The sequence below is a fragment of the Paenibacillus aestuarii genome, assembly GCF_027789125.1.
Taxonomy (GTDB): Bacteria; Bacillota; Bacilli; order Paenibacillales; family NBRC-103111; genus Paenibacillus_E; species Paenibacillus_E aestuarii.
Genome location: NZ_JAQFVF010000089.1, coordinates 342,309 through 354,541 on the forward strand (window position 1 = coordinate 342,309; position 12,233 = coordinate 354,541).

At 55.0% G+C, this 12,233-nt stretch carries 11 protein-coding genes; 2 read left to right on the forward strand and 9 right to left on the reverse strand.

The window, feature by feature from the left end:
• Positions 1–125 precede the first annotated feature (125 nt).
• The 9 genes from O9139_RS31400 to O9139_RS31440 form a co-directional block, all read right to left on the reverse strand.
• Positions 126–851 carry a nucleoside phosphorylase gene (locus tag O9139_RS31400; RefSeq protein WP_270885677.1) on the reverse strand — a complete coding sequence of 242 codons (726 nt, stop codon included), beginning with the start codon at positions 849–851 and terminating at the stop codon, positions 126–128.
• 1 nt (position 852) lies between these two features.
• Positions 853–1,524, reverse strand: a complete 672-nt coding sequence (locus O9139_RS31405; RefSeq protein WP_270885678.1) for a sulfite oxidase-like oxidoreductase — start codon at positions 1,522–1,524, stop codon at positions 853–855.
• A 21-nt stretch (positions 1,525–1,545) separates the two neighbouring features.
• On the reverse strand, positions 1,546–2,469 hold the full coding sequence (locus O9139_RS31410; protein ID WP_270885679.1) for an ABC transporter permease: 924 nt from the start codon (positions 2,467–2,469) through the stop codon (positions 1,546–1,548).
• Complete coding sequence (locus O9139_RS31415; protein ID WP_270885680.1) at positions 2,453–3,520, reverse strand: ABC transporter permease; 1,068 nt, start codon at positions 3,518–3,520, stop codon at positions 2,453–2,455. The genes O9139_RS31410 and O9139_RS31415 overlap by 17 nt, the downstream gene beginning before the upstream one ends.
• Positions 3,513–5,012 carry an ABC transporter ATP-binding protein gene (locus O9139_RS31420; RefSeq protein ID WP_270885681.1) on the reverse strand — a complete coding sequence of 500 codons (1,500 nt, stop codon included), beginning with the start codon at positions 5,010–5,012 and terminating at the stop codon, positions 3,513–3,515. The genes O9139_RS31415 and O9139_RS31420 overlap by 8 nt, the downstream gene beginning before the upstream one ends.
• Positions 5,013–5,102: 90 nt before the next feature.
• Positions 5,103–6,146 carry a BMP family lipoprotein gene (locus O9139_RS31425; protein WP_270885682.1) on the reverse strand — a complete coding sequence of 348 codons (1,044 nt, stop codon included), beginning with the start codon at positions 6,144–6,146 and terminating at the stop codon, positions 5,103–5,105.
• Between the two features lie 166 nt (positions 6,147–6,312).
• Positions 6,313–7,398 carry an aliphatic sulfonate ABC transporter substrate-binding protein gene (locus tag O9139_RS31430; protein WP_270885683.1) on the reverse strand — a complete coding sequence of 362 codons (1,086 nt, stop codon included), beginning with the start codon at positions 7,396–7,398 and terminating at the stop codon, positions 6,313–6,315.
• A 20-nt stretch (positions 7,399–7,418) separates the two neighbouring features.
• Complete coding sequence (locus O9139_RS31435) at positions 7,419–8,783, reverse strand: LLM class flavin-dependent oxidoreductase (protein WP_270885684.1); 1,365 nt, start codon at positions 8,781–8,783, stop codon at positions 7,419–7,421.
• A gap of 18 nt (positions 8,784–8,801) precedes the next feature.
• Positions 8,802–10,169 (reverse strand): LLM class flavin-dependent oxidoreductase, encoded by a 1,368-nt coding sequence (locus tag O9139_RS31440; RefSeq protein ID WP_270885712.1) that lies wholly within the window; start codon positions 10,167–10,169, stop codon positions 8,802–8,804.
• Positions 10,170–10,559: 390 nt separating this feature from the next.
• On the opposite strand from O9139_RS31440, the gene O9139_RS31445 reads away from it, so the two are divergent.
• Together O9139_RS31445 and O9139_RS31450 are read left to right on the forward strand one after the other, a co-directional pair.
• Entirely contained in the window at positions 10,560–11,339 is a 780-nt protein-coding gene (locus O9139_RS31445) for an ABC transporter ATP-binding protein (protein WP_270885685.1), read from the forward strand.
• 101 nt (positions 11,340–11,440) lie between these two features.
• A complete protein-coding gene (locus O9139_RS31450) occupies positions 11,441–12,232 on the forward strand; it encodes an ABC transporter permease (RefSeq protein WP_270885713.1) in 792 nt (263 codons plus the stop codon).
• The last annotated feature ends 1 nt before the right edge of the window (position 12,233 follow it).

Here is a 12,233-nt window from a genome sequence, read left to right on the forward strand (position 1 = left end):
GCAGCTGCGGATGTAACATACAATGTAACTTCTCTGAAGAATCATTTCGGCAAGATTTGACAGTCTCCTGCCGTTTTTGCACAAATAAAAAACAGCTCTTCCCCTTGACAGGAAGAGCTGTTGTCCTATTCGCTCTGCAGCTTCACAATCGCGCGCAGCGCCGTCTCGATTTCCCGCTCAACCGCTCGCGCAACGGCATCCGTATGCGGGTTGTACACTTCCCGCAGATCGGCGTCCGCGTAGCCGTCGACGGCAACGATCGCGCCCGCCCGTACGCCTCGCAAGGAGGCGATGACGTAGAGTGCGGCGATCTCCATCTCAACGGCCAGCGCGCCGGCCTGCTTGTACTTGCGGTGGGGGAACTCCTCCACCCCTTGGAAGAAGGCGTCCAGCGTGACGGTGATGCCCTTGCGGACGACGCCGTCCGTCTCGCCCGCCGCCTCGTACAGCGCACGCACCACATCGGCATCAGCGACAGCCGGGAAGCCGTGCGGCACGAGCTGGCGCGTCAAGCCCTCCTCGCGGACCGCAGCCGTGCTGACGACGAGGCTGCCCGGCGGCACGTCCGCCGAGTAGGAGCCGGCGGTGCCGACACGGATCAGCGTCTGCACGCCGCCCTTGATCAGCTCCTCGAAGCAGACGGCTGCGCCTGGCGAACCGACGCCATGGCTGACGACGGCGACCGGCACGCCTTCATACGTGCCGACGAACGTGCGATACTCCCGGCTGAACGCGAGCTCTCTGGCTCCCTCCAGCTTGCGGGAGATCGCCTCCGCTCGGAACGGGTCGCCGCAGACGATGGCGTAAGGCGCAAGGTCCTCGGCTTGTACTTGCAAAATAGGCAGCAGCATCTTAATCGAACTCCTTTCGCACCCATTCGTCTTCCGGAATCGGCAGCGCTTCGCCGGAGAAGCGCTGCTCCTCGAACGGGTCAGCCGTATTGTGAAAACCGTTGCGCTCCCAGAAGCCTTCACGGTCTTCCTTCATAAACTCAATGCCCCGGATCCATTTTGGGCTTTTCCAGAAATACAAGTGCGGGACAATGAGTCTGAGCGGCCAGCCGTGCTTCGGAGTCAGCGGGACACCATCGTACTTCATCGCCAGCAAAATATCATCGCCCAGCAAATCTTCCAACGGGACGTTCGTTTCATAATCGCTATCAGCATGCAGCATGACATACTTGCCCTGCGGCCGAATGTTCAGCGCCTGCAGCAAATCGCGGAAGCGGACGCCTTCCCAGGCGGTGTCCAACTTAGACCAGCGAGTCACGCAGTGAATATCGCACACGACTTCCGTCATCGGCAGCGCCAGCAGCTCGTCATAGCGGATTGTCTTCTCTTCTTCGATCTCTCCGAAGATGCGTAAGGTCCATGCGGACATATCATATTCCGGCACTTCCCCCTCATGCAGAATAGGAAAACGCTCCGTCAATACTTGTCCAGGCGGGACGCGGTCAGCTAAGGCAGCGTCCACTGCAGGCACCTTCATCCGTTTAATACGGTCAGCTTTATTGTCTACACCCATCGTAACCTTCTCCTCCTCCGTTTAGCGCGAGCTTCCGTTCGCTTTTTGGGCATCCGCCATGTAACTGCTTTTACGGAAAAACAACATCGCCAGCAGCGTGACGACATAAGGCAGCATTTGCGTAAAATGCGTCGGCAGCGAGAAGCCTTGCAGCCTGATACTCAGCGCATCCATCAGACCGAACAAGAGGCTCGACGCCATGACGCCAAGCGGGTTAGCCTGCCCGAGCATCGTTGCCACGAGCGCAATAAACCCACGTCCGGCGGTCATCCCTTCGGTAAACATCGTCACTTGGCCGAGAGACAGCTGCGCACCGGCAAGTCCGCACAGCACGCCGCAAATCAGCACCGCCAAGTATTGCATCCCGTTTACTTTGATCCCGATGCTCTTCGCTGCGACCGGGTTTTCCCCGACGGCTAACAGCCGGAAGCCCAGCACAGATTTAAACAAGAAATACTGCAGCACGAGCACGAGTACAAAAGCCAAATAAATCAGTGGTGAATGTCCAGAGACGATACCCCCGATCACTGGAATATCTTTGATGAACGGGATATCCCATTTCGGCAAGCCGACCATATTTTTATCATAAAAAGCGCCTTTGACATGGAAAATCGCCTTCAGACAAAAGGCTGTCAAGCCGAGTGCGAGAAAATTGAAAGATATCCCGACAATAATGACATTGGCCTGTAAATGAATGCTGATATAAGCAAATATGAGTGAAAAGAGGACCGTAACCGCAACCGCAATCAGCACAGCGATATATGCATTGCCAACCAGATGGTTGCCTACGATCGCCGAGAACGCGCCGACTAATACAAAACCTTCCAAACCGACATTGAACAGCCCTACTCGCGAGCATATCGCGCCGCCAAGCGCAGCGAGGAGAATGGGCGCGACCATGCGAATCATGGTGTTGAATAAAGAGACATCAAGAAGATGCTGCATCGCTGTTCCCCCCTTTTCTGCGCTTCCAAAGACCTAAACCAAACTTCGCCGTAATAAACAAAATAAGCAGCGATTGAATCACGCTGGAAATTTCCAGCGGGATGCTCGTATTCCGCTCAACCCCCATGCCGCCGGTCTGCAAAGCAGCCAGCAGGACGGACGCCACCGCCGTTCCGAGCGGGTGCGCGCCAGAGAGCAGCGTCGCCATGATGCCGGACCAGGCGTAGCCTGGATTCGTCACCATGCCGTCGGTATAGCGGTACTGCATGCCGAGCACTTCCACCGCTCCGGCCAATCCCGCAAACCCGCCACTGGCGAACATGCTGTACAGCATGAGCTTGCCCCGGTTGACACCGCCATAAGCGGCGAACAACGGGTTGTAACCAAGCATGCGAATTTCATAGCCAGCCGAGCTGTATTTAATGTACAAAAACAAAGCAACTGCCAGCACAATCGCGATAATAAAGCCGGCGTGAATGCTCATGCCGGGAAACAGCTTGGGCAGCCACACGCTTTTATCCACCATCATCGTTTGCGCCAGCGCCGCCGAACCTGTCTTATCCTTGAGCGGATAAGCAACCATATATCCGGCGAACAAGGAGGCGATATAGTTAAGCAGCAAGGTGGTGATGATGAGATTCATGCGGAAGCGCGCATCGAGCCAGCCGGCGAAAGCGGACCATAATCCGCCGACGATAATTCCGCCGAGCATGGCGGCCAGCAGCTTGAATAGCGGCGGTCCCGGGAAATAGAGGGCGATCAGCGCGCTGGTGAAAGCGCCGAGAATCATCTGCCCTTCCGAGCCCATATTGAAAAATCCGGCGCGAAACGCAATCGATACGCCCAAACCGACCAACAGCAGCGGAGTCGCCCTAGTCAGCGTATTGGTAAAGAAATAAAAATTACCAAACGCACCTTTCCACATTTGTGCATACGTATCGAAGACCGAGCCGCCAATGAGCACAATGGCGATCGCCCCTCCGATTAAACCGATCAAGATCGCAAGCAAGGGCTGCAGCCAAGCGCTGATCGTTGCCTTTCCTTTAAGCACGTGCCTCGCCTCCTGCCATCCATAAACTGATTTGTTCCTCGGTTGCCTCGCTCGCTGACAGCTCGCCGACAATGCGTCCTTCGTACATGACAAGAATCCGGTCCGACAGCTTCAATATTTCTGTCAACTCCGAAGAAACGAGCAGAATCGCTCCTTGTTCGTCGCGCTTCTTCAACAGCTCGTCATGAATCAGCTCCATGGCGCCAATGTCGACTCCACGCGTCGGTTCCGCTGCGATGAGGAACGGCTTGTTCTGCGCGATTTCGCGCGCGACGATCAACTTCTGCAAATTTCCGCCGGACAGAAATTTGACTTTCGTTTCCTGGGATCCGGCTTTGATCTCGAATTGCTGAATGAATTGGGCGACCATCGTCCGCAGCGTCTTCCCTTGCAGCAAGCCGTACCGCCGATTCGTGCGATGATGGCCCATCGTGCCGTTCTCCAGCACGGTGCCCTCCTTCGCCGCTCCCCACTGGTAGCGGTCCTCCGGAATATGCGAGAGCCCGCTCTCGCGAATCTCCCGGACAGAACGGCCGGAGACATTGTTGCCGAGCAGACGAATCTCGCCTTGATCGATGGCCGTAAGGCCCGAGATGCTCTGCAGCAGCTCCGACTGCCCATTGCCCGAAATGCCTGCGATGCCGACGATCTCGCCTGCTTTAACTTCGAAGCTCACGTGATCAAGCACGGGCTTCCCCTTTTTTCCAGTAATAGTAACACCCTTCACATCAAGCACCGTTGAACCCGGATTAGATGCATTGCGCTCCGTCCGGGCCAGCTCCCGGCCGACCATGAGGCGCGACAGCTCTTCAACATTCGTGGTCGCCGCATCGAGTGTGCCCGTAATTTTGCCATCCCGCAGCACTGTGATCCGGTCAGCGACCTCCATCACCTCATGCAGCTTGTGCGTGATGATAATGAAGCTTTTGCCTTGGGCAGCCAAACTCTTCATAATCGCAAGCAGCTCCTTGGCTTCCAGCGGAGTCAGCACGCCGGTCGGCTCGTCCAGAATAATGATGTCGGCGCCCTGATACAGCACCTTCAAAATTTCAACCCGCTGCTGCATGCCAAGCGGACAATCGGCGACCTTCTTCAACGGGTCGATCGGCAGCTTGTATTTCGCGCACAGCACCTCAACCTGAAGGGCTGCTTTCTTGCGGTCAAATTTCACGCCGACCTGCGGCTCATTGCCGATGACAATATTTTCAGCCACAGTAAAAGACGGGAACAGCATGAAGTGCTGATGCACCATGCCGATGCCGTGACGGATCGCATCTGTCGGGTTCGAAAAAGCGACCGTTTTGCCATTCATCTGAATCGTGCCTGATGTCGGCTGCTCCATCCCGTACAGAATACGCATCAGCGTCGTCTTCCCCGCTCCGTTCTCGCCGACCAAAGCATGAATTTCACCCTCGCGCAGCGTAAAATTCACTTGGGAATTCGCAGTCAAGGTGCCATATGATTTTGTTATTTGATTCATTTGAAGCAGCATGGCGGTTTTGCGCTCCTCTCCTAGACATACGGAAACTGTCTACGGGCATCCGTAAACAGTTTCCAAGGTTGCTATGCGATTGACTGTGTATTATTTCAACGGATCTTTGACAACAATTTTTCCTGCAACAATGTCATCGCGAATCGCTTTGACTTTATTGACAACCTCTTGTCCGACGAATGGATTGAGCGCAGATTTGCTCTCTCTTGTTACGAAAGTAAGACCAACGCCGTCTTCTTTCAAACCGTAGTCAACGGAACCGAACTTAAACGTGCCGTTAACAAAATCTTTAACCGTGTTGTAAGCCACAGCGTCTGTTCCTTTCAATTGGGACAGGACGATGTGATCCGGATCCGTCACTGTACGGTCGATATCTTGACCGGACGTGTAGAAGCCTTTTTCTTTCGCTGCTTCGAATACGCCCAGATCGCCTACCGCCGATGCGCCGGCGATGAAGTCCGCACCTTGCGAGAATTGCGTTAATGCAAGCTCTTTCGCTTTGGCAGGATCCGTAAAGCTTCCAACATAGTTCACGATGAATTTGGCGTTAGGGTTCGTCGATTTCAGACCTGCTTCGAAACCTGCTGTGTATTTTTTCATCAATGGGATATCCAAAGCCGCTACCATACCGACCACGTTTTTCTTCGTAGCCAGACCCGCTGCCGCACCAAGCAGGTAAGCCGCTTCATGCTCACGGAAAACAACGCTTCTTACGTTAGGCAAATCAACAACCGTATCGATGATGGCAAACGATTTTTTTGGATTTTCCGCAGCTACCTTCTTCAAGGCATCCTCGGATTCGAAAGAACTGGTAATGATCAAATCATAATTGTCCGCTACAGCTGCGCGCAGGTTCTGCTCAATTGCGCTGGCATCCGTCGATTCCACGGTTTTCACGTCAACGCCAAACTCTTTGCCGGCTTTCTTCACGCCTTCGTCTTCTTGAGCGAAGAAAGGGTTCACGCCGATTTTTTCCGGAGTAATCAGAATAATCTTTTTGCCGGATTTGGCATCTGGCGCCTTCGATGCTTGAGCAGCTTGCGTCGACGCAGGAGCCGCCGTGTCAGTCTTGGCCGTGCCGCAGCCTGTTACCATTAAAGTAACGGCGAAGATGGAAAATAACGCTTTTTTCATGTACAGTTCTCTCCCCTTATTCTCTATGTAGATAATATCCCACTGAACAACTTGGATAACGTTAGGAAGCTGGTTCCAATCGACAAATACCGACTTATTCAGAGATTACTATTGATAGTAAGTGAATATTATCTGAACTGTCAAGAAATTTGGAAACATACAACCTTTATTTTTGCGTGGCTTCCTTCAGCGCCTGATCGATGAATTTGGAGTCGAGCACTTGCGACGTATCCAGCTTCTTGTTAATTGCCCCAACCGATAGCAAAAAGTCTGCCTGTTCCTGATGCGCCTTGGCGAATTCAGGAGTGATCGACGATAGGATTGGCTTCGTGTTTTTCAACACATCAACGATAATTTTTTTATCCAGCTTCTGCGATTTGGACAATTCGTCGGCAATCTCGTCTTGATGCGCGTTGTAATACGTTGTGGCTTCATAATATGTTTTTAAAAATAAAACGGTAAGATCCGGATGCTCCTGCGTAAATTTGCTCCGGGCGATCAAAAACGACGGGGCATTGATGTTCAGGTCCTCACCCGATACGAGAATAGAAGCGCCGGTCTGGTAGACGGCTGTGGTCGCATAGGGCTCCCAGATCGACCAAGCATCGATCGCACCGCTGTCGAGCGCAGGTCTCGCTTCATCGGGCTGCAGCTGGATGACTTTGACATCATCCCCTTTCAGCCCCGCCTTATTGATTGCCATATATAAGAAATTGTACGCGCTGCTGCCTTTGGCGACGGCGACTTTTTTGCCTTTTAAATCTTTAAGTTCTTTGATCGGGCTGTTTTTCGGAATGACGATCATATTGCCTTTCTTGCCGTCGCTCGTTACGGCGATGCCTTTGAAGTCCACGCCGCCGACTTGCCCGGAAATGAGCGGCGTTCCGCCTGTACCACCAAAATCCAGCCTTCCAGACGCAATTGCTTCAAAATGCGGCGGACCGCTGGCAAATTCGTTCCATTTGACCTCTGCGCCAACAGCGGAGAATGCTTTCTCAAAATAGCCTTTATCCCGGGCATAGACCAACACACCTGTTTTCCCCTGCACGCCGATGTTGACCGTCACTTTTTCTTTCGGCTTCGTGTCCGTGGCGGCAGCCTTTGCACTTGCGGTTGAGGCTGAGGTTGCTGACGAGCTGGCCGCCGGGCTGCTCCCGCTTGGTTGAGCTGCCTGACCGCATGCGGTGAGCAGACTGAACACAGCGATCGCTACAATAGATAGCTTGTTGATATACACAGGTCTCTTTAACATTGGACATCCCCCTTTTTGTGTTAAACCAATTTTTGCTCCGCCAATCGGGTGAAGCGGTTTTCCGGTCTGGCCAAGCCCAAATGATCACGCAGCGTGCGACCTTCATAGTCCGTGCGGAACAAGCCTCGGCGCTGCAGCTCGGGAACGACCAGATCGACGAACTCCTCCAGCCCTCCCGGCAAGTATGGCGGCATAATATTAAATCCGTCGCACGCCTCCTGCGTGAACCACGCCTCGAGCTGGTCGGCGATCTGCACCGGCGTCCCGGCGATCGTGCGGTGCCCGCGCGCCCCGGTCACTCTGGCGATCAATTGCCGGATCGTCAGCTGCTCGCGTCTGGCCATATCGAGGAGCAGCTGGTACCGGCTTTTACCGCCGTTTACGTCGGTCGCGTCCGGCAGCTCCGGCAGCGGTCCGTCGAGCGGATAAGCGGACAAGTCAACGCGCAGGATGTTTGACACCATGCCCAGTCCAACCGCTGGATGGACGAGCTCTTGGAGCTGCGCCTCCTTCTCGGCTGCCTCCGCTTCCGTGCGCCCGATGACCGGCAGGACGCCGGGCAATATTTTCAACGACTCAGGTTCTCTTCCATAAAGCGGAAGTCTGCTTTTTAGACTCTTATAGAAGCTGCGCGCTTCCTCCAGCGTCTGCCAGGCGGTGAACACGACCTCGGCGGTTTGTGCCGCAAAGTCCTGACCCGCCTCAGAGGAGCCGGCCTGCACAACGACCGGCCGCCCTTGCGGGGACCTGTGCACATTGAGCGGACCTTGCACGGAGAAGTGCTGGCCTTGATGGTTCACGGCGTGAACCTTATCCGGATGCGCAAACACACCTGATGCTTTGTCGGCGACGACGGCATCGTCTTCCCAGCTGTCCCACAGCCCGGTCACGACGTCTACGAACTCCTTCGCCCGCTCGTAGCGCAGGGCATGATCCAGATGGAAATCCCGGCCAAAGTTTTGCGCCGTAATTTCCATACTGGTCGTCACCGCGTTCCACGCCGCCCGACCGCCGCTCAAATGATCCAGCGAGGCGAACTTTCGCGCTACGTGGAACGGCTCGCTGTACGTCGTCGACACCGTCCCGGCGAGCCCGATCCGTTTTGTCGCAGACGCCAGCGCAGACAGCAGCGTCAGAGGCTCCGCTCGCACCGGGACTGTGTGCCGGACAGCGGTGTCCAGCTTCTCCGGCAGCGTAGGGATATCCTCGACGAAGATCATATCGAGCTTGCCCCGCTCCGCTGTCTGGGCGAATCGGCGATAAAAATCAAACTTGAGCAGGCCGTTCGTATCCGTCTCCGGGTAGCGCCAGGCGGCAACATGGTGGCCTACGCCAAAAATAAATGCTCCCAAATGAAGCTGCCTCTTCTGTTTATGATGGCTCATACTTGTTCTCCCTCCGGCTCAGTGGATAATGGTTGAGGCTTCGTACCCGCTGCGGTAACGGCTCAAGGGACGCGCAAGACCGAGATGGTCGCGCAGCGTCGATCCACGATATTCGGTGCGGAACAGCCCCCGGCGCTGCAGCTCGGGAATGACCAGGTCGACGAACTCCTCCAGCCCTCCCGGCAAGTATGGCGGCATAATGTTGAAACCGTCGCACGCCCCCTCGACGAACCATTGTTCCAACTGGTCGGCGATTTGCACCGGCGTGCCATAGATCGTCCGGTGTCCGCGCGCGCCGGTCACCCGGTACATCAGCTGGCGGATCGTCAGCCCTTCCCGTCGCGCCATGTCAGCGACGAGCTGGAAGCGGCTCTTACCGCCGTTGATTTGCTCCACGTCCGGCAGCTCCGGCAGCGGTCCGTCCAGCGGATAGCCGCTGAGATCGACGCCCAGTGACGCCGTCAGCATCGACAGGCCGACCTCCGGCACGACGAGCTGCTGCAGCAGCGCCTCCTTCTCGCGTGCCTCCTCTTCGGTGGCGCCGATGACCGGGAAGATGCCCGGCATGATCTTGATGTCGTCCGGCGAGCGCCCGTACTGCACAGCGAGCGATTTCACGCTGTTATAGAAATGCTTCGCTTCTTCGATCGTCTGCCAGGCGGTGAAGACCACCTCAGCCGTTTCCGCAGCCAGATGCTGCCCGGTAGACGAAGCGCCCGCTTGAATGACGACCGGTCGGCCTTGCGGCGAACGCGGAAGATTGAGCGGTCCGCGCACGGCGAAATGCGCGCCACGGTGATGGATTTCGTGCACCTTGAATGGGTCTGCGAAGTCGCCCGACACTTTGTCCCCGGCAATCGCCTCATCTTCCCAGCTGTCCCATAGCGCTGAGGCCACATCGACGAACTCGCGCGCCCGCTCATAGCGTTGTTCATGCTCCGGATGCTTCGCGTGGCTGAAATTGCGGGCTTCGTCGTCACGGCCTGACGTCACCACATTCCATGCGGCGCGCCCCCCACTCAAATGGTCCAGCGTAGAAAACTCCCGCGCCAGATTGTAAGGCTCGTTGTACGTGGTGGATACCGTTGCAGCGAGGCCAATCTTTTCCGTTACCCCCGATAAATAAGAAAGCAAAGTGATCGGCTCCGGCCGCACCGTCACCGTATGTTTGATGCCCGTCCCCGCTCTGTTGACGACTGCCAACGTATCCGCTAGGAAAATCATATCGAACTTGCCCCGTTCTGCTGTCTGCGCGAAGCGCTCATAAAATTCATGGCTCAAAAGCCCGGAAGTATCGGTTTCCGGGTATCGCCATGCGGCGATGTGATGACCTACCTGAAAGAGAAAAGCGCCTAGATGCATTTGCTTGTTTTTCGACTCACTCATCCATATCCCCCTCTCGCCGGACACCCTGCTGAATACAAAAAGACTCCCGCTTGCATGCCCAAAATTTTTTGAGCACGCTGGGGAGCCTTTGGTGTTCCAATCGGCTGTAAAGCTGTTGAAATGCATACTAGCACAATTATTCCGAGTATTCAAGTATGAAATATATGAATTATTTTCCCGAAGTGTATTGACGCCTCCGCACAGGCAATGTTATGCTTTTTTCAGATTCATTTCCTAGTAAAAAGGTGTGAATTCATCCAATTGCTTGCAACCGCAAGTCTACCAGTCCACTGGAGACTTCCCGAGCGTTTCTAACGAGACGTAGAAGGAAGTCTTTTTGTTTTATTTGTTGTGCAAGCCAATCAAGCCGTTGGAGAGGAGAAATCGGACATGAGTGTATATGCCTTAGACATCGATCTGCCGCACAAATGGTTTCAAACGCCGCAAGGCACTCGAATCGAAGCGCTTCATAACGTTCAGCTGAAAATCAAACAAGGGGAGTTCATTACCATCATTGGTCCGAGCGGATGCGGTAAAAGCACCTTGCTCAAAATTATCGCCGGACTTGATACCGATCATCAGGGGAAGGTGCTGCTTGAAGAAACACAGGTCGTCCAGCCTGGAATCGATAAAGGCTTCATCTTTCAGGAACACCGTTTATTTCCTTGGTTAACCGTTGAGAAAAATATTGCCGCCGACCTCAACCTCAAGGACCCTGACGTTCGCCGGCGCGTCACTGAGCTGATCGAGCTCGTCAAGCTGCAAGGCTTCGAAAAGGCCTACCCGCGCGAGCTGTCCGGCGGGATGTCACAGCGCGTCGCCATCGCCCGCGCCCTGCTGCGCAATCCGAAAGTGCTGCTGCTGGATGAGCCGTTCGGTGCGCTGGACGCTTTTACCCGTTCGCATCTGCAGGAAGTCGCCTTGAATATTTGGGAGAAAAACCGTACGACGATGATCCTTGTCACCCATGATATCGATGAGGCGGTGTTCCTGGCAACGCGCGTCGTCGTGATGAATGCAAGACCGGGTACGATCCGCAAAATCATTCCCGTCGATCTCCCTTATCCGAGGAAGAAAGCCTCCTCTTCCTTTCTCGAGCTGCGCAAGCTCGTGTTAAGCGAGTTTGAACGCGTGGAAGAGCTCGAGCTGATCGACAGCTCAGGCATTTAACTTTATTAGTGAAGAGAGGGATTCCTGTGAGTCAAGTGGATGTGATCACTACGGGCAGTCAAGCCCGATCCGCAGCAAAGCCTGGCGAAGCGCCTAGTGAGCTGCCTGTTGTGCAGAAGCCGAAAAAAGAAAGCAAGCTGCAGCTGTTCATCCGAGGCGCCATCTTGCCTGTCGCTGTTTTAACGATCTGGCAGGTGCTAGGTTCGCTGGGGCTTGTATCAAAAACGTTGCTGCCCACCCCTTTTGAAATTTGGCTGGCGTTCTACGATCTGCTCATCAGCGGCGAGCTGCTCCGGCACCTGGAAATCAGCATATGGCGGGCAGCCGTCGGCTTCCTGCTGGGGGGTACGTTAGGGCTCGGTTTTGGCCTGCTCGTCGGCCTATTCCGTAAATTCGAGCATTCGGTCGATCCGTCGATTCAGATGCTGCGCACGATTCCTCATCTGGCGATAACGCCGCTTTTTATTTTATGGTTCGGATTCGGGGAATTTTCGAAAATATTACTGATCGCCAAAGGGGCGTTTTTCCCGCTGTATGTGCAAACATTTCTCGGCATCCGCAGCGTCGACTCCAAGCTGTTCGATGTCGCGCGCGTGCTGCAATTCAGCCGCTTCAAGCAAATCACGAAGCTCGTGCTGCCTGCAGCGCTGCCTAACATTTTGCTCGGGCTCCGGTTATCGATCGGCGTCGCTTGGCTCGGGCTCGTCGTCGCTGAGCTTATGGGTTCGAGCGAAGGCGTCGGCTATCTGATCCTCGATGCCCGACAGTTCTCGCAAACAGCGGTCGTGTTCGTCGGGATCGTGATCTTCGCCTTAGTCGGCAAAGGCTCGGACTCGCTCGTTCGCGTGCTGGAGAAGAAGCTGTTGAAATGGCGCGACAACTTTAACGGATAAG